This window comes from Marinobacter sp. CP1 (assembly GCF_001266795.1).
Taxonomy (GTDB): Bacteria; Pseudomonadota; Gammaproteobacteria; order Pseudomonadales; family Oleiphilaceae; genus Marinobacter; species Marinobacter flavimaris.
This window is the reverse complement of sequence record NZ_CP011929.1, coordinates 1,009,155-1,026,444: the sequence shown is the minus strand read 5'-3', so window position 1 is coordinate 1,026,444 and position 17,290 is coordinate 1,009,155. Positions and strand designations below refer to the sequence as shown.

The 17,290-nt window shown below is 55.4% G+C and carries 19 protein-coding genes; 10 read left to right on the top strand and 9 right to left on the bottom strand.

Going from position 1 to position 17,290, the window contains the following annotated elements; all coding sequences use genetic code 11:
* Window positions 1–5: 5 nt before the first annotated feature.
* Window positions 6–1,259: an OmpP1/FadL family transporter gene (locus tag ACP86_RS04890; protein ID WP_053112943.1), complete on the bottom strand. Its 1,254-nt coding sequence runs from the start codon at window positions 1,257–1,259 to the stop codon at window positions 6–8.
* 200 nt (window positions 1,260–1,459) lie between these two features.
* Here ACP86_RS04890 and ACP86_RS04885 point away from each other — a divergent pair, with 200 nt between their 5' ends.
* Window positions 1,460–2,821, top strand: coding sequence for a YihY/virulence factor BrkB family protein (locus ACP86_RS04885; protein WP_053112942.1), 1,362 nt, complete (start codon window positions 1,460–1,462; stop codon window positions 2,819–2,821).
* Here the strand turns inward: ACP86_RS04885 and ACP86_RS04880 are convergent.
* The 4 genes from ACP86_RS04880 to ACP86_RS04865 form a co-directional block, all read right to left on the bottom strand.
* Window positions 2,804–3,853 (bottom strand): HDOD domain-containing protein, encoded by a 1,050-nt coding sequence (locus ACP86_RS04880; RefSeq protein WP_053112941.1) that lies wholly within the window; start codon window positions 3,851–3,853, stop codon window positions 2,804–2,806. The genes ACP86_RS04885 and ACP86_RS04880 overlap by 18 nt on opposite strands.
* Before the next feature lie 110 nt (window positions 3,854–3,963).
* Entirely contained in the window at window positions 3,964–5,193 is a 1,230-nt protein-coding gene (locus tag ACP86_RS04875; RefSeq protein WP_014578176.1) for a DUF445 domain-containing protein, read from the bottom strand.
* A 119-nt stretch (window positions 5,194–5,312) separates the two neighbouring features.
* Window positions 5,313–6,047 carry a 16S rRNA (uracil(1498)-N(3))-methyltransferase gene (locus tag ACP86_RS04870; protein ID WP_053112940.1) on the bottom strand — a complete coding sequence of 245 codons (735 nt, stop codon included), beginning with the start codon at window positions 6,045–6,047 and terminating at the stop codon, window positions 5,313–5,315.
* 29 nt (window positions 6,048–6,076) lie between these two features.
* Window positions 6,077–7,429, bottom strand: a complete 1,353-nt coding sequence (locus tag ACP86_RS04865; RefSeq protein ID WP_053112939.1) for an adenosylmethionine--8-amino-7-oxononanoate transaminase — start codon at window positions 7,427–7,429, stop codon at window positions 6,077–6,079.
* Window positions 7,430–7,679: 250 nt separating this feature from the next.
* Between ACP86_RS04865 and ACP86_RS23150 the strand changes: the two genes are divergently transcribed.
* From ACP86_RS23150 to ACP86_RS04835, 7 genes are all read left to right on the top strand, one after another.
* Entirely contained in the window at window positions 7,680–8,153 is a 474-nt protein-coding gene (locus tag ACP86_RS23150) for a type VI secretion system PAAR protein (protein WP_082220541.1), read from the top strand.
* Entirely contained in the window at window positions 8,154–9,416 is a 1,263-nt protein-coding gene (locus tag ACP86_RS04855; RefSeq protein ID WP_200905093.1) for a T6SS phospholipase effector Tle1-like catalytic domain-containing protein, read from the top strand.
* On the top strand, window positions 9,413–10,021 hold the full coding sequence (locus tag ACP86_RS04850; RefSeq protein WP_053112937.1) for a DUF2931 family protein: 609 nt from the start codon (window positions 9,413–9,415) through the stop codon (window positions 10,019–10,021). The genes ACP86_RS04855 and ACP86_RS04850 overlap by 4 nt, the downstream gene beginning before the upstream one ends.
* 85 nt (window positions 10,022–10,106) lie before the next feature.
* A complete protein-coding gene (locus tag ACP86_RS04845) occupies window positions 10,107–10,499 on the top strand; it encodes a hypothetical protein (protein ID WP_053112936.1) in 393 nt (130 codons plus the stop codon).
* 64 nt (window positions 10,500–10,563) lie between these two features.
* On the top strand, window positions 10,564–10,956 hold the full coding sequence (locus ACP86_RS22595; protein WP_141201836.1) for a hypothetical protein: 393 nt from the start codon (window positions 10,564–10,566) through the stop codon (window positions 10,954–10,956).
* A gap of 125 nt (window positions 10,957–11,081) precedes the next feature.
* Window positions 11,082–11,516: an ABZJ_00895 family protein gene (locus tag ACP86_RS04840; protein WP_053112935.1), complete on the top strand. Its 435-nt coding sequence runs from the start codon at window positions 11,082–11,084 to the stop codon at window positions 11,514–11,516.
* Window positions 11,517–11,667: 151 nt separating this feature from the next.
* Entirely contained in the window at window positions 11,668–12,201 is a 534-nt protein-coding gene (locus ACP86_RS04835; RefSeq protein WP_053112934.1) for a hypothetical protein, read from the top strand.
* On the opposite strand, the gene ACP86_RS04830 is transcribed toward ACP86_RS04835, so the two are convergent.
* Window positions 12,191–12,748, bottom strand: coding sequence for a DUF6933 domain-containing protein (locus ACP86_RS04830; protein WP_053112933.1), 558 nt, complete (start codon window positions 12,746–12,748; stop codon window positions 12,191–12,193). The genes ACP86_RS04835 and ACP86_RS04830 overlap by 11 nt on opposite strands.
* Before the next feature lie 193 nt (window positions 12,749–12,941).
* Here ACP86_RS04830 and ACP86_RS04825 point away from each other — a divergent pair, with 193 nt between their 5' ends.
* Together ACP86_RS04825 and ACP86_RS04820 are read left to right on the top strand one after the other, a co-directional pair.
* Complete coding sequence (locus ACP86_RS04825) at window positions 12,942–13,754, top strand: HipA domain-containing protein (RefSeq protein ID WP_227507821.1); 813 nt, start codon at window positions 12,942–12,944, stop codon at window positions 13,752–13,754.
* Window positions 13,751–14,605 carry a DUF3037 domain-containing protein gene (locus ACP86_RS04820; protein WP_075267582.1) on the top strand — a complete coding sequence of 285 codons (855 nt, stop codon included), beginning with the start codon at window positions 13,751–13,753 and terminating at the stop codon, window positions 14,603–14,605. Before ACP86_RS04825 ends, ACP86_RS04820 begins: the two co-directional genes overlap by 4 nt.
* A 241-nt stretch (window positions 14,606–14,846) precedes the next feature.
* Here ACP86_RS04820 and ACP86_RS04815 read toward each other — a convergent pair whose 3' ends face one another.
* From ACP86_RS04815 to ACP86_RS04805, 3 genes are all read right to left on the bottom strand, one after another.
* Complete coding sequence (locus ACP86_RS04815; RefSeq protein WP_053112931.1) at window positions 14,847–15,593, bottom strand: amino acid ABC transporter ATP-binding protein; 747 nt, start codon at window positions 15,591–15,593, stop codon at window positions 14,847–14,849.
* A gap of 13 nt (window positions 15,594–15,606) precedes the next feature.
* Window positions 15,607–16,278 carry an amino acid ABC transporter permease gene (locus ACP86_RS04810; protein WP_053112930.1) on the bottom strand — a complete coding sequence of 224 codons (672 nt, stop codon included), beginning with the start codon at window positions 16,276–16,278 and terminating at the stop codon, window positions 15,607–15,609.
* A gap of 91 nt (window positions 16,279–16,369) precedes the next feature.
* Window positions 16,370–17,128, bottom strand: coding sequence for a transporter substrate-binding domain-containing protein (locus ACP86_RS04805; protein WP_053112929.1), 759 nt, complete (start codon window positions 17,126–17,128; stop codon window positions 16,370–16,372).
* Window positions 17,129–17,290 lie beyond the last annotated feature (162 nt).

Here is a 17,290-nt window from a genome sequence, read left to right as displayed (position 1 = left end):
GGAGATCAGTATTTCCAGCCCACGCTCACCGAGGCACCCAGCTGGTACATTTCCAGATCAATGGTCTGGTTCGGTGCCAGTGGGTTGGGTCCGGTCACTGTCTTGGCCGGGGAGTAAAAGGCCATGCCAGAGACATCGAGGTTTTCGGTGAAGCTGTGGGTGAATCCGCCAGTCAAGTGCCACTCCTGAACGCCCGGCGCCAGGATGTTGAACAGCACATCTTCGTCGGAGATAGGATTCTCTCCATAGCTGATGCCGGCCCGCCAGGCATGCGCCGGTGTTTGCTGCCACTGCCAACCCAGCTTGACGATGGTCATGTCGTCCCAGCCAAAGCCTGCGCCGTTATCATCGCCAAGCTGTGCGGTCTGCAGATTGGGCAGCAGCGGGTTGCCCACGCTGTTGATCTCGCTGTAACGGATGTGTTGGATATCCAGCAGGAACCAGTGGTTTTCAAGTCCGGACCAGGCGATGCCCGCGTTGAACATCTGGCGAATGTCGAAGTCGCCCTGTTCCGCAAAAAGGCCGCGGTATTTGTCGAATTCGTTCATCTTCAGAATGTTGCGCCAGCTCAGGCCGCCGCGGAGGGTGTCGGTGATTTCACCTTGCCAGCCGATCTGGTAACCGTAGCCCCAGGCATCGTCGGTGCCGTTGTTGGAAAGCGCGCCCGGGTCTGATGAGAATGGCGCGAAGCTCTGCAGGCCTTCAGCTTCGAAGCGCTGGTAGGCAATGACTGGTGAAATGCCGAAGGCCTGGTTGTCGGAGAACTCCCAGGACCAGGTCGGGGCAATAAAAAGCTGTTCGAGGTTTACGCCGGTACGGCCTGCATAGAAAGGCCCGCCACTTTCACCAGAGTAGTCGGTGTTCATGCCACGATTGGCATACACTGAAACCCCGAAACGTGTGGTGTCGGAAAGTTCCCGATTAAAGCCCAGGTGGGGGATAACGAAACCGTTGCGGCTGCTTTTGTATGTGCCCGGCTGCAATGAGAACGCAGGGGGAGGAGAGACTGGACCCTCTACGGTGTATTCCCGCCGGGGCGAAAAAACTTCGAACCCACCGTCAATCCGGTTCCCGACAAAAGCCATACCGGCCGGGTTGGTTGGCGCTGCAATGCTGTCCTGGGACAGCGCAGTGCCTGCGCCGGCCATGCCTTTGCTGATGGTGCCGTAGCCGTGACTGAAATAGCCGTTGGTGGCCAGGGCAGTCATCGGTGAGAAGGCGGTAAGTGCAGCAACGCCCAGAGCAAGTTTGATTCGCATAAGAAAATACCTGGTCAGAAAATACCATTTCTTGAATAGCGGCCTTTTTACAGAAGATCTGTTATAAGAGGAGGTAATAAATGATGATATGGTTATATTGGATGTGTGTCCCTCGCAAACTGCCGTTAATCGGCCATACTCTGGTTACACCGGATATCTGACTGATAATCTGAACAAAACATGGAACGACAGGACCTAAAGTGGCTTCATTCCAATTAAAAGACCGGCTTCAGGCAGCTGAGCGCTGGATTCTGGCGAATCCCAATCCGCCCCAGAGTTGGCCCTGGACCTGGTTGTACAAGGTCGGCCGCACTGCCTATGCGATGGCCCGGGATGTTCTCAGTGGACAATTGACTCTCCATGCCATGAGTCTTGTGTACACAACCCTGCTGAGTATCGTGCCTCTGCTTGCCCTTAGCTTCTCGGTGTTGAAGGCGCTGGGAGTGCATCAGCGAATGGAGCCGTTCCTGTTCCAGTTCTTTGAACCGCTGGGACCCCAGGGGATAGAGCTCGCCGAGCAGATTCTCGGATTCGTCGATAACATGAAAGTCGGAGTGCTCGGTTCTGTGGGGCTGGCGTTGTTGGTCTACACGGTGGTTTCCCTGCTGCAGAAAATAGAACGCTCCTTCAACATGATCTGGCGCGTCCCGGATATGCGCTCCATGGCGCAGCGCTTCAGTAACTACCTGAGCGTGATCATGGTGGGACCACTGCTGATGGTTTCGGCCATTGGCGTCAGCGCCACCATTTTTTCCTCAACCATTGTTCAGAAGCTCATAGAAATTGAGCCGTTTGGTTCGGTAATTCTTGTTGCCAGCCGTTTCACCCCATTTTTCCTGGTGGTTGGCGCATTCACGTTCGTTTACGTGTTCATGCCCAATACCCGGGTCAAGTTGCGTTATGCGGCCATCGGCGGTCTGGTGGCTGGTGTTTCCTGGCAGGCAGGCGGAATGCTGTTTGCCTCCTTTGTGGCGGGCTCTGCCAAGTACGCAGCAATCTATTCCAGTTTCGCCATCGGCATCATCCTGCTGATCTGGATCTATCTGAACTGGATGATCCTGCTTCTGGGTGCCAGCCTGGCGTTCTATCTGCAGAATCCGGGATCAGTGGCCAAGCGCCGGCAAGTGCAATTGGCGCCGGAACTGCAGGAGAATGTAGCGTTAGCGACCATGTGGCTGGTGGCCAAACCCTTCAGCGAGGGTAAGCCTGCACCCCAGCAGGAATTACTGGAATACCAGCTGAGGGTGCCGGGTGAGGTAACCCGGGCTCTCAGTGACAAACTGATCCGTGCCGGTTTACTGAGCCTGGCCGGGAGTCAGGGCGATCGACTGGTGCCCGGGCGGGCGCTGGATCTGATAACGATCGGAGACGTTCTCAGGGTTGTTCGCCATGACGAGGATCGGATTGTTGATCGGCTCCCGAAAGTGATTCCTGCCGAATTGGTGGGAGTCCGCAAGGTGGAGGAAACACGAACCTTTGCGGAGTTGTTGCGCGGCGACGAGGCAAAGGAAAAACCAGGAGCTGTGATGGAGAGCGAGCATGTCTCAACTTCTGACAGTTGAACGGCCGCCTTCCCGAAGCATCTTCTGCAGTGCGTTGCGAATGTTGCTGATCTGATCCGGGGTCAAGCGCACCACTTTCGGCAGGTCCTCTTCTGCGAGGTTGCGTTGATGGGCGTGCCTGAGTACTTCCCGTGTGCCAATAACCATGCCGTCCGTCAGCGGAGTGTGCTTCTGTTTTGGGGCTGGCCGTTCCGCGGCCAGCAGGTAGGCATGGTACTTGGGGGGAAGGTTCCATTCGTTCGCCAGGAGCTGGCAGGTAGCCCACTGGTATCTGGCCAGAGCATGCCGAATAAGCGCTGGCTCCGGTTCGCCGATTGCTGTGCGCGACCGGCAGATTCGCTGAAGTTCACGGCGGATCGTGATGTACGCCAGTGAGGGCAGCAGGCCTACCATAAAGTGTGCACTGGTGTCTTCGCCCTGGGTTCTGGCGATCAGTTCCGCCGCCCGGGCACAGGTCAGCCCCCAGCGCCAGCCACGCTGACCAAACAGCGCTTCCCGGCTGTTCCTTGCGGCCATCATGGGGCGCATAACTGCCGCGGAAATCACGTTCCGGATGCCATCTACCCCCAGTACAAATACCGCCTGGTCCACCGATTCAATGGCGTGGTCGCTGGTCCGGAAGTAGGGGCTGTTGGCAATCTGAAGCAATTGATCGGTCAACGAGGGATCACCAAGAATGATCTCCGTGAGCCGCTGGCGGTCTGTGGACTCGTCGGACAGGGCCCGCATGAGCATGGGCAGGCTCATGGGTTGGCGGGGCAGTTCCTCCATTTTGTTGCTGGTGAGCCGCTGATAAAGCTCCTTCAGCACTTCCTCGTAGGAAGAAAGATCAACACGCAGGGCTGCCGGCTCGGCATCCAGCAGCCAGCAGAACAGATGTTCCTCAAGCTGTTGGGCAAGCTCCGGGCTGGTGTCAGGGGTGTCGGTAGCCGGCTTCTCCGGGGATGGATTGAACAGCCGCGCTTCCGGAGCGGGTGGTGCAGATTGTTTGCTTGGGAATAATCCTGAAATCCAGGAGAGAAAACCTGGCATCCGTTGCCTCCGGGTCGAACCTGTTCGAAGTAATGAACCTCCGTTTCCGAGAGTATAGATGTACGACGCATCCTTGCACAGGTTTTAAGCCGGTGAATTATTGCAGGAATTTACAGGAACGACTCCCCGAACACGAACACCAGTTGGCATATGCCGGCGCCAAAGCCGAGGAATGCGCCCACCAGGATCAGTTTGATTTCATCCTCCTGGAAACAGGGCCGTAGCAAGTCCTGAAACTCTTCGGAAGACAGTGCAATCATCCGCTCGACCATGATCGATTCGACGGCTCTGGCCCGGTCCTTCTCGAACACCGGGTTGTTGAACGATGTCTGTGATATTTCGATGGCCTTCTCGCCAACCTTGTTCTTGAGCGTTGCAAAGCCAGTGGGTCCGAAGGCCATCTGGGTCAGCGCCTTGCCCATGCCGGCGGTTTCATCCACCAGCGGTTTGATGTGCTTCTTGACCATGTTGCGGGCGCGATCACCCTTGGGCCCATCAAGAATCGCGTTGATGATGTTGCCAACGGTGAGAATCTCGTGGGTCACGATGTGGCAGAATGACTCAGCCACGGCCGGCTGGCGTTTCAGGAAAAGACCCTGAATCCGGAAGGGGCCGACTTTTTTGGCGTGCAGCGGCCGGAAAATCACATTCAGGGCAATCCAGTTGGTTGCCCAACCCACCAGAAGACCGAAGAACGGCAGCACCCACCAGCTCGGATAGACATACCAGACTGCCATCTGGATCAGGCCGAACAAAAAGCCGAAGTAGAGCCCAGAGTTGATGATGAACCGGAATTCCACCTCACCGCACTCGATAAAGATCCGGTTCAGCAGCTCCTTGTCGCTGGCCAGGCGCTCAATGACCATGCCCTTGATATCCAGCAGGTCTTCAATGTTGTCGGAGACATCTTCCACCAGGTTGTCCACGAGCTGGGGCGTGGATTTGCGGACGCGATCGTAGACCATCTTCCTGGCCGAGGCCGGCAGGTTTTCCCAGAAGGTGGGGTATTCCTTGAGCATCATTTCGTCCACGTATTCCTCGATGCGGGGTTCGACGGAGTGAACGATATGGGTGGCGAGAACTTTCGGATCGATCTGCTGAAAGATCTCCCGAACGGTTCCGATCTTGGAAATCGTGGCATCGACACTGATGGCCGCCATTTTACGGGCCTTCGAGGGAATAATGCCTTGCCAGCCAAGCAGCGGTGGTTTGCCGATGAATTCCAGCGGGTAGAAGGTCATCTTGATGGCCAGCCAGTTGGTGGTCCAGCCAATCAGGGCGGCAATGACCGGGATACTGAGGTATTGCCAGAATTCTTGGGTGCTTAGCAGGCTTGTCATCCCGTTACTCGCGTGTGATCGTTTTTTTGCTTTCGGAGTCGACAGGGATAATGTTGTTGGCACCCCTTCATGTCAATGACTTGCGTGCCGACATGAGACGGCGGCACGGTCGGGATGGGTCAGCTGCCTATGTCACCCCAAAGCCATTGGCAAAGCGCCATGGCCGCAACTGGGGCGGTTTCCGTTCGCAGTACCCGGGGGCCGAGGGCCACCGGCAGGAAACCTTCTTTTTCCGCCTGGGCGATTTCCTCGGGGGAGAGGCCGCCTTCCGGGCCGATCATGAGAGCCACCCGTTCTGGGGGGATGATGGACTTCAGGGCGTGTTCGGTGCGGTGGTGGAGAACCAGGCGGACTTCGCAATCGCGGCTGTGTTCCAGCCACTCGGAAACCGTCATCACCGGCAGGATCTCTGGCACCCGGGCGCGCCCGCACTGCTCGGCGGCGCTGATGGCAACGGATTGCCAGTGGCGCAGGCGCTTGTCTTCCCGGTCGCCCTTCAGTTTTACGTCGCATCGTTCGGTGGTTAATGGCACGATGCGGGAAACACCCATTTCCACCGCTTTTTGCACTGCGTAGTCCATGCGGTCACCCTTGGAGAGGGTCTGGCCGAGAACGATTTCCAGTGGGGATTCGGTGGTGTTGGCTTCCGGGGTACCAACCTGGACTTCCACGTTCTTCTTGCTGGCACTGGAAATGGTGGCGGGGTAGTCGTTGCCATCACCGTTGAAAAGCAGCAGCTCCTGTCCCGGCTGCATGCGCAATACCCGGCCCACATGTTGTGCGGCGTTGTCATCAAGTGCTGCGGTGCCGCCCTCGGTGAGGGCGGAATCGGTGTAGATGCGGGGTATGCGCATGAGCTGGTCTCTCAGATTCCGGGCGGCTGTCAGTCGCGAACTGCGATCTCAATGCCTTCCGTCGCAACCTGGCCCAGATGGCGGATCTGTTCTTCGGTGATCACGTAAGGCGGCATGAAGTAAACCACATTACCCAGGGGGCGAAGCAAGGCCTGGCGGGTTAATGCATGCTGGTAAACACGAATGCCACGGCGCTCCTGCCAGGGGAAGGGCGTTTTCGACGCTTTATCTTTCACCATTTCCACCGCCATGGTCATGCCATGCTGGCGAATGTCGCCGACATTGGGGTGCTCCGCAAGATGGGCGACGGATTTGGCCATGCACGTGGAGAGCGCGCGGTTGCTCTCAATCACATTGTCATCCCGGAAGATGTCCAGGGTCGCCAACGCCACGGCGCAGCCAATGGGGTTGCCCGTGTAGCTGTGGCTGTGCAGAAACGCCTTGAGGGTCTCATAGTCGTCGTAGAAGGCGTTGTAGACATCATCGGTGGTCAGTACCACCGACAGAGGCAGGTAGCCGGCGGTGAGCCCCTTGGACAGGCACATGAAATCCGGAGTGATGCCCGACTGCTCACAGGCAAACAGGGTGCCGGTGCGGCCAAAACCAACGGCAATCTCATCGGCAATCAGGTGCACGCCATAACGGTCGCAGGCTTCCCGCAGTTTGGTGTGGTAGATGGGATGGTGCATGCGCATGCCGCCGGCGCACTGGATCAGCGGCTCCACCACCACGGCGCAGATTTCGTCGTGCTTCTCGGCCAGCAGCTTTTCCATGGCCTCAAACTGGCGCAATGCATAGGCTTCGTCGGTCTCACCCGGCTCCTTGTTGAAGGCGTCCGGTGAGGGGGCTGTCAGAACTTCCATCAGTAGCGGCTGATAGGTGTCCTTGTAAAGCGATACATCGCCGAGTGCGAGGGCGCCCAGGGTTTCACCGTGGTAGCTGTTGCTCAGGTTCACGAAGTTCTTCTTGCCCGGTTTGCCGTGGTTCTTCCAGTAGTGGAAGCTCATCTTCAGGGCCGCTTCGATGGCCGAGGAGCCGTTGTCGGCGTAAAAGACTTTGTTCAGGCCGGGTGGAGTAACCTCGATGAGTCGCTCGGACAGATTGACCACCGGCTCGTGGGTAAAACCCGCGAGGATGACGTGTTCCAACTCGCCAATCTGCTTCTGGATCGCTGCGTTGATTCTCGGATTGGCGTGGCCAAAGAGATTGACCCACCAGGAGCTGACGGCATCGATGAAGCGATTGCCTTCAAAGTCTTCCAGCCAGACACCCTCGCCCCGCTTGATGGGCACCAGGGGCACGGCGCCTTCGTGGTCTTTCATCTGGGTGCAGGGGTGCCACACGGACTTGAGGCCACGGGTGACGAGGTCAGCATTGCGCATGATAATTCTCCGTCAGACGGTCTGATTCTGGGTTGTCGCTGTTAACCTGTGCGGATATTACAGTTAACAGCGAATATCGGCCACCCGGATTTCGGGTCGACCTGGCCCTCTATGGTCTGGCGTTTTCCAACGGCTTGATCGCATCACAATCTGGGGTCGAACGATTTGGCCGGAAGAGTGCTTCAGTATAAACTGCCGGGTCACCCGCAACGGGCCAGGATGGCCCGGCAAATAACGCAAAGGACGCGACATGAGTAAAGCGATTGTTCTGCTCGGAGACCTCGGCTCCGATCACGAAGGTTTCCCGCCCACGCCGGTGATTGCCGGTTCCCCCGATGTGCTGATTGATGGCAGGCCCGTTGCCCGGGTAGGCGACCCGCTGGCACCCCATTCCAAACCCAAGCATCCACCCCATCCCCGCACCATCACCGGTGGTTCGTCCACCGTGATGATCAACGGCAAACCGGCGGCGGTGACAGGCGGGGCGATTTCGTGTGGCGGTGTGACTATTGGGTCGGGGTCGGTGGTTATTGGTGATACTCACACGCCGGCGTCATTTTCGGGAGTATCCAGCGCCCCTGCGAAGTTAGGCAGGATTTTTGATGCTGCAGAATCCAAGAGTGGAGTTGAGGGTCTTTTGGATGCAGAAATGAAGACTGGGCCATCTCAATTGCGAGACGGTAGTCGTGCCGATGACGCCGATTTGAAGCATAGTCAAGATTAGATTCTTACTCGTCCTAACAAGCGAGAGAAAGCTGGAAATTCGCTGAGAATAGGCATCTTCTTCGATGGAACTGCCAACCACAAAGACAACGACAAACACCTGCCAGATAGGGATATTACCAATGTCGCGAAGTTGTTTGATCTCTACGAGTCTGGAGCAAATTCAGAGCGGATTTACATCCCCGGGCCAGGAACGATTGCCGGGCATATCGCGCCAGACGGCTTTGACGCTCGCGAAGACATAATTGGTTTGGCCTTGGGGGTAGGTCCCGAAGGGGGCCACAAACGGATTCAGACAGCGATCACTGCACTCAACGACATTCTGGACGAAAGTAAGCCTGATGTAGTTGTGTTGGATGTATTCGGGTTTAGCAGGGGAGCCGCGCTGGCCCGGCATTTCGTGAATCTCGTTAATGAGTGGCCCGCCTCAATAATTTTGCCAGAGATAAATGAGCCGAGCCTGTCAACGTCGGTAGTTAGCTTTCGTAAGTTAAATGCGTTTCCTCGCGATATCACTGCAAGAGTCGGATTTATAGGATTATTCGATACTGTAGGAAGCTTCTATCTTCCCGGAAATCAAAATAACCTGGATTTTAATGTCAATCTCAGGCCGGACAGTGCCGACAGGATTGTTCATCTGACCGCTCATCATGAGATCCGTAGAAACTTCCCCCTTTCGAGTATCCGGGAACCTGCTGGACTTCCATCCAATTTCTCAGAGATAGCATTGCCGGGTGTCCACTCGGATGTTGGTGGGGGTTATGAAAATCCGGTTGGAGGTATCCAGAATCACGAAATCTTCACTGTCAGAGTCTTTTCTGGTCACGGTATGAATTATCGGACAATCCAGAGTGCCCAGAAAAAAATTGAAGCGCTTAACCGAAATGATCACCGCAACATCCAGGCTCGCGTTGAGGGCACGGATGTAATCGCGGAGGAGAGGCGAGCAACTCGAAAGGAATTGGCGATTCATGCTCTTCACCTTATGTATGAGGTGGCGGTATCAGAGGGCCTGCCCATGTCGCCTATGGATTTGTCAAACGCCAACCACAGAATCCCCGATGACCTTAAGAAAGCTATTGACGCTTGGCAGGAAGCTGGAGCCAACCTCTTTGCTGCTAGGAAGTATTTGGGGAAATACATGCATACCTCACATCGAGAGGATGTATTGCCTCACCTTCCTGAGAACTCTGGTAAGAGAAGGATCTTCTATAACAGGCCCTCGTTAGCCGTCCAACAACAAGAGGTCACTGCACGACCATGACAAAGCACGTTGCAAATTGTCTCGCCATCAGCCGCCAGATGGTGTTGTTGGTGTTGATCACTGGCCTTGTTGCCTGCTCTTCGGAGAGAAAAACCTATGAATACACCGTCATCGTCTCCGGGGGGCCATCCGGGTGGCCGGTCTGGGTTGAAGAGGTAACACTGAACGGCGACCGCAGAATACCCGGTGGAGCAATCAGTTACGGGTATGATCAAACGCCTCCAACTGGCGGCCGAATTGTTATAGACCCGGCACCAGTTCCGGAACGGGTCGAAGCCCGCTGGTTTTCGCACAGGGAGCAGAAATTTTACGAGGTCTCGCTACCCATGCCCGAGGAATTCAGTGAGACCGTTGCCGAGTGGTTCGAAGATTATCCGACGCCGAAGTATGGGCATTACTTTATCGTTGGCTTCTCAGGCAAAGGCCAGGCTCTGGCGTGGTGGCGAGCATCGTGTCGGGATTGCGCGGGTGACGAAGATTCAGGTTTTGCCGCCCCGGTAATCGACGAATTACGTGCTGAAGCTGCAAATGGTGACCCCTCCGGCTATCAAGCGCAGGTGCAGCATTACATTGACAAAGGGGTCATCCCTGCGCCCGCCAGGTAGGACGTTGAGCTGTCGTTACGCAAAAGAGAAATGCGTAGTGAAGGTGACTCCATGATGGGCACCAATATCACTTAGGTCATTGCTGATGATCGAGGCACTCACAGTTATTTCAGCGTTCTTGGGGATTGCCTCCATGATAGGCGGCTTACTGGGAATACTGTTTACAGTGACAGTAGCGTTTTCGAGGATACGCGTGGTAGAGGCCAAGATTGCCGCGCCCGGCGCCTACCTGGATATGACAAAAATTCTGTGGGGCGATGGCCCCTGGGGAAGGTGGATTCGTGCCATGAACGTCTGGGCCTTTTTCACCTACAGGAATCTCCCTGTGATCGGTAGCAAAGTTGCGTTGCGAATGGGTACAGAGGATAAGGCGACTCCCAGGAATTTAAAGCTGTGGGCGCTTATCCCTGTCAGCTTTACTTTTGTCTGCGCAATGATCTTTGCGTTGTCGGCAATTTTTTTGGTGATTGTTGAGTGAAAAGTCGCCCGCTGTGAACAGCCCCTTTTTTCTCTTACAAAACCGAGCTATGGGGCGAGCAACCGTGAGTGATGAATGGCGAATCTTTCCAGCACATGTGGTGGCTGGAGGCATTCTGCTGAACCTGTTGTTCATCTTTGTGATCGTGACCACGGGGTTTCGTTATGCCAAAAAAATAGAACAACGAGTCGCGACGCATTCTGGCAGTCTTTCCAGTATCAGCCAGATCTGGTCAGAGGCGCTTGTCGGTCGTCTCGTCAGGTGCAGCCATGTCTTTGCGTTCCTTGTTTTCCGTAATTGTTCGTCTCGTTTCTGGCACAGGCGAGCATCGACGTTGGGCGACCCAGATGTTCCGCTGCCAAAGCTCTGGCAAGCGTGGTGTCTCGTTCCTGTTCTGTCAATGTATGGAACGCTCGCCGTTGTTCTGGTGGCAGGTGTATTAATGCAGTCTGAATGAAGCGCTCCCGCCGATGGCAAACTGCTGGGCTTGCCGGCATCTGCCGCAGCGCAAGTGTCTGAGATTTTGAAGTTCTTGAGAACGTGCCAATAAATTAAAAACCAAAAAAGCAAGGAAGCTTAAATATGATCACAAAGACAATTCTCAACTTTACCGGCCTCTACGCCGCTCTCCAGCTCTGCATTATTACGATCGGTGAGGTATTCAACATCGATATGAATTCCGGCGTGCAAATCGGGGCGATGATCGGTGCCGCCTATGGCGCAATGGCCGCATCGGTTTCGGCGTTTGGTAGGGCGCCGACGCTCCGGGAGAACTGGATGATGTCCGTCTCTGTGAACATCAGTGCGCTGGTTGTCTCTTTCATTTCCCTCATCGCTCTGCTGTTCGTTTCAGCCGATGCCCCTGTGATTGATGACCTCATGATAGTTATCTCAGAGCTTCCAATGGGCCTTGTGATGATCGGTTTTGCGGTTGCCGTTCTATTGCAGACCCTCGTGTGCTTGCTGATCTTTGGCAAGGTGGCGCGCCGGTATCTCACGAAGCTCAATCCGGCCTAACTTTTCGATACAGCAAGGTTGTCATATGACAACCTTGCTGTATATGATTTGCCCAAGGAATGGCACGAGTGCCCCGCAAGAGACATGCGAACAAAGATATAGAAGCGGCGCTGGCCTGTGCAGAACTGACTCGCTAACGGAGTTGAAGACCATGAATCGTGAATACGACTTCACGCTTAAATATTCAGTTCCACAAGACTTTGCACATGACCAGCTCGAGAGCTCATTGTCTCAAGCGGGATGCGACGACGCCATCATCGGCCTCGGCCAAAAAGGCCGGCTCGCTCTGAACTTTACACGCGAGGCCGAGTCAGCAGAACAAGCCATGCTGAGCGCGCTGCAGGATGTGCAACGGGCGGTTCCTGAGGCCCGCCTGGTGGAGGCCGGGCCGGATTTTGTGGGTATTTCCGACATGGCGAGCCTGCTGATGTTTTCCCGCCAGAACATGCGAAAGCTCATTCAAACCCATCTGGCCAGTTTTCCAATGCCGGTCCATGAGGGCGCGTCAGCAATCTGGCATCTGTGTGATGTCCTTGCCTGGTTCTCCGAAACACAGAAGCGAGCGATTCCGGCTGATCTAATGGACGTGGCCCGAGTAAGCATGGGCGTGAATATGGTGCGAGAAGCAGGGCGGATCGATCATCGATTGCAGGCGCAGTTAAGACAACAAAGCGCTATCGATTAATGGTATCCAACAACGCCAACATCTCCCGCTGCGGCCAGATCGCGCCTTTGACTCCCTTAACCGTGCAGGGCCTTTCCGCCAGCCACGCGCCAGTTCTGTAGGGTGCAAGATCGCTGATTGAGAGCCGGTTATACCAGATCTGATGCTCAAGATCCTGCCCCATCCGGTTCATGGTCGCCTGCACGGAACGGTCGCACTCCAAGTCGCAAACCAGTTCTGCGAGGGCGCTTTCGGCAGCGTCCATCTGTGCCTGATTCGCGCCGGACTTGAGCAGCGTGTTCATCAATGCATCCTGAAACCACCAGTCCAGCTCCGCGAAGTCCGGTTTTGTCAGGCAGGTTGCCAGCAACGGAAAGCGGGTGCTGTCGTGAACAAAAAACACGCAGTTGCGGCGCTGGATTGTGAGCAGGTTGGCGTGCCAGCCGCTAAGCGGGCTCTCAGGCTCGTCATTAGCGGCATGTGGGATCGGCAGTTTGCGTTTGAGACGAGCGGACGAATCCAGCGGCAGCTTCGTATCAAGTTTCTTTGTGCAGTGGATGCGGATCATGGTTTTCTGGCTATATATTCTATCGAAGTCTTGTTTAGGCCGACTTTGATTTGCGGTGAAATTATAAGTGCATGAAATTACAGTCAGTTATGTATCCTTGTGTGCCGCAATGCGATTACTGATCAAATAAACTTGCCGGTTTATCTGCGCTTCCACAAGAAGAGAATATGGGATACGGTTGGGTCGTTCTACCGTGACCGTCAGCAACAAGATGTACCGTGGTTACTACCGAGAAAAAGGGAATTTCACACCTGTGTCCAGTTTGCCTCCCAATGAAGTCGAGATCGTCGAGGTGTTGCGCCGCTCGGAACACGGCATGACTCTGCCGTTCATCTGCAGGGGCGACGATGGAGAGATTTATTTCGTCAAAGGCAGCGGGGCGGGCAGACAGAGTCAGATTAACGAATGGATCTCTGGCAACCTCGCTCTGGCCATGGGAATTCCCGTAGCTCCGTTCAGACTTGTCGATGTTCCCGACGAGTTAACCGATGTATTATCAGCGGAAGATGCGCTTGCGTTGGGTCGCGGCCCGGCTTTTGGATCCGTGGAGCAGAGGATAACGGAGTTGGCTTTCTCCCAGATTCATGATGTCCCATCGGAAATGCGTGGCTCTCTCCTCGTTTTCGATTGGTGGATATCGAACGTTGATCGTCAATTGACGAAAAACGGCGGAAACGCCAATCTGTTCTGGGATGCGGAAACTCAGCGCCTCGTGGTCATTGACCACAACCAGGCGTTCGACCCTGATTTCGATGCCGACCAATTTTTTCGGTATCACGCCTTCAAGGACAGCGTGCCAGATGTGTTCGATGACTTGATTGAGCGCCAGCACTATACTGAAAGGCTGGAACAGGCTTTGAGGGAGTGGGACGGCATTATCCAGGCCATTCCCGAGGAGTGGTTTTACATAGACTCTGAGATGACGATGAAACTGGACTTTGATCCGGATTCATTCCTGACACACTTGCAGCGTTTTCGTAGCGACAACTTTTGGAACCGGAAATGACCAGGACAGCGTGCCAATACGCCATCGTGCGGTTTATGCCTTATATCGAGACGGGCGAGTTCGCCAACGTCGGTATTTTGCTGTGGGCACCGAAAACCCGCTACCTGGGCTTTAAACTGCTTCGGAAAAAGCATGCCCGTATCACCCAGTTCTTTGAGGAGCTGGACCGGGGACTGTACCTCAAAACCATGGCGAATCTGGATGCTGAGCTGCGCAGAGTACAGGGCATGCTCAAAGACCAGGTCGGCGAGTTTGGTGACAACGACCGGGATTATGGATTTCACAAAGGTCTGTTTCAGGAACTGATCCGACCCCGTGAAACCATCGTTCGTTTCAGCGAGCAGCGGGCAGTGCTGGCGGAGAATCCAGAGCAAACACTGGCTGAGCTCTACGAATATTACGTTGGCCGGAACTTCGTCACCAGGGAATATCAGGAGACCATTCTCGAGAAGGGCATCAAGCAACTCCTGGAACAGCGGGATCTGGCAAAGCGTTTTACCAAGCGTCGGATCGAAGATCAGCTATACGGAGTCACCTTCCCCTTCGTTGAGCAAAAGGACAACGAGGCCATTCGGGTAATCAAGCCCCTGTTCCTGGGGCAGACCGATTCCACGGCCATTATCGAACATGGTGGCAAGTGGAAGCTGAAAGTGGATCAGCTCCGCAAGCGGCATCTGCTGAAAGGCCCCGTGTTATTTCCGGTTAAAGGCCCGGAGCCTGGACAGGTTAATGACCTTCGTGTAGAGGCTTTCGAGGAAACCCTTGCCAACCTGGAGGGCGACGGTATCGAGATAACTCTGCACACTGAAAAAGACAGGATTCTCGAGTTTGCCGGAATGCACGCCCATTAGCGATCTCGGGCTCGTCGGCGGGTATGATTGCGCCTGCCGATTGCCCTCCCGAGGAGCTTGTAATTAATCCTTACAGGTTGCACCCCGAGCGGGTTGCAATTATCGGTACTGCAGGCGATCAGTATGCAGACAGGCTAGGTTACTTCCTCCACTTGCTCTCCCTCCTCCGGAACTTGCAGTTCGCCGGCGGGCATTCAGGAAAAAGCCTCCGCAAGCGGAGGCTTTCAAAGCTGGGTTTGGCTCAGTGCGCCAACACCCGCGAAAGAAACGCCTGGGTGCGCTCGTTCTGAGGGTTGTCGAACACATCGTCCGGTTTACCCTGTTCCACAATCTGGCCCTCGTGGATGTAGATCACGCGGTCGGCCACTTCCCGGGCGAAGCCCATCTCGTGGGTGACGACCATCATGGTCATGCCTTCCTTGGCCAGTTCCCGCATAACGTCCAGCACTTCACCGATCATTTCCGGGTCCAGGGCTGAGGTTGGCTCGTCGAACAGCATCAGGCGCGGTTCCATGGCCAGGGCCCGGGCGATCGCGACCCGCTGTTGCTGGCCGCCGGACAGTTGGCTGGGGTACTTGTCGGCCTGGTTGCCGATGCCTACCCGGTTTAGCAAACGCTCTGCGGTGGCGTTGGCAACGGTTTCCGGAGCATCCTTGACCTTCTTGGGCGCCAGCATGATGTTTCTCTTCACGGTGAGGTGAGGGAACAGGTTGAACTGCTGGAATACCATCCCGACTTCCTTGCGGATTTCAGCCAGAGCTTTCGGGTTGCCGCTCTTGGGCGCGAGCTGCTGGCCGTCCACTTCCAGTGTTCCGGATTCATATTCTTCAAGGCCGTTCACACAGCGAATCAGGGTGGATTTGCCGGAGCCGCTGGCGCCGATAATAACCACCACTTCGCCCTGTTCAACGGTAAGGTCAATATCTTTAAGGACATGCAGTTTCCCGAAGTACTTGTTCATGCCCTTCATTTTTACAATCTGAGTCATGGGTAACGTTCCTTCAGACAGAAGCCAGTCCGCGCCGCTCAACGAAGCGGAGAATGATGGACAGGGACAGGGTGATGGCCAGGTAGAGGATCGCCACCACAAAGTACACCTCAAATGCGGTAAAGGTGTTGGCGATGTAAATCTGACCCTGACGGACCAGTTCACCAACGCCAATCACCGAGAATAGAGATGTGTCCTTGATGCTGACAATGGCCTGGTTACCCAGCGGCGGAATCATCCGGCGGAAGGCCTGGGGCCAGACGACAGACCAGAATGTCTGGTTACGGGACAGCCCCAGGGAAAGCCCGGCTTCGGTCTGGCCCTTGTCGATGGACTGTACGCCACCGCGAACCACCTCGGAAATGTAGGCGCCGGAGTTCAGGGCGATGGCCGCAATACCGGCCGTCAGGGGATCAATGGGGCCACCGATAAGGTCGGGCAGGCCGTAGAAAATGAACAGGACCTGGACCAGGATCGGAGTGCCACGAAAGATTTCGATGTAGGCGGTTGCCGGCCACCGCAGGAACCACTTCTTGTTGATGCTCAGCAGGCCAAAGACAATGCCCAGAGCAAAACCGATAAGAAGACCGCCGAAGGAAATCAGCAGGGTGTAGGGGATCCCTTTTATCAGAAAAGGGATGGAGTCGATGGCTGCCTGCCAGTCGAACTGAAACTGGAATTCCACAGTGAAAGTCTCCGCAGAGTTTTGGAGTCACGAATTGCCGGGGCAATGGTGCCCCGGCACAGGGAATCAGACCACTGGGGTCCGGGAGCCCTTACATGCCCTCGGGCATTGGGCCAAACCACTTCTCGTAGATGGTTTTGTAGGTACCATCTTCCTTCATTGCGGCGAGGGCGTCGTTAACGTCATCAACCCACTCACTGCCATTTTTCAGGGCGATGCCGTATTGCTGGCCTTCATACAGCGGGCCAACGGTTTTTACCTTGCCTTCACCCTTGGTGCGGGCAAAGTAGCCCACGTTCGGGGCATCGTAGAAAACAGCATCGATGGAGCGTGACATCAGCGCCATGTACATATCGGAGCTGCCCGGGTAGGGGGTTACGCCGTCATCGGCTTCCAGGTTCTTGACCAGGTAATCGTAACTGGTGCTGCCGATCTTGGTGCCGATTTTCTTGCCTTCGAGGTCGTCGAATTCGCTGACATCGCCGTTACTCTCGCGAACCAGAATACGGAGACCCGAATCGTAGTACGGGTCTGAGAAATCGACGATCTCTTCACGCTCTTCGGTAATGGTGATGCCGGCAATGGCAATGTCTACATTACCGGTTTGCAGGGCCGGTATGATGCCGTTGAAATCCATGGTATTGAGGTCAATCTCGAAACCGGCACGGTCGGCCACCTCGCGGATGATTTCCATGTCGAAACCGATCATCTCACCGGTCTCCTGGTCCATCATTTCAAACGGAACGAAACTGGGGTCAGTGACGACGCGCAGGGTTTCTGCGCTGACGGTTCCTGCGGCAACGGTCAGTGCCAGACTGGCGCTTACGGTCTTCAGCCACTTCGTGCTCATACATTCTCCTTTTCTTTCTTATGAGGCTCCATTTGCCCGGTAAGGCAAGCCGGACCAATCACTGCTGTTGACTGCGATCTCCGGGGAGCGTTGATGGAACTGCATCACATACACTTTAGACTATTACGCAGATGTGCACAGGAAATCAAATGCTTGGCGGGG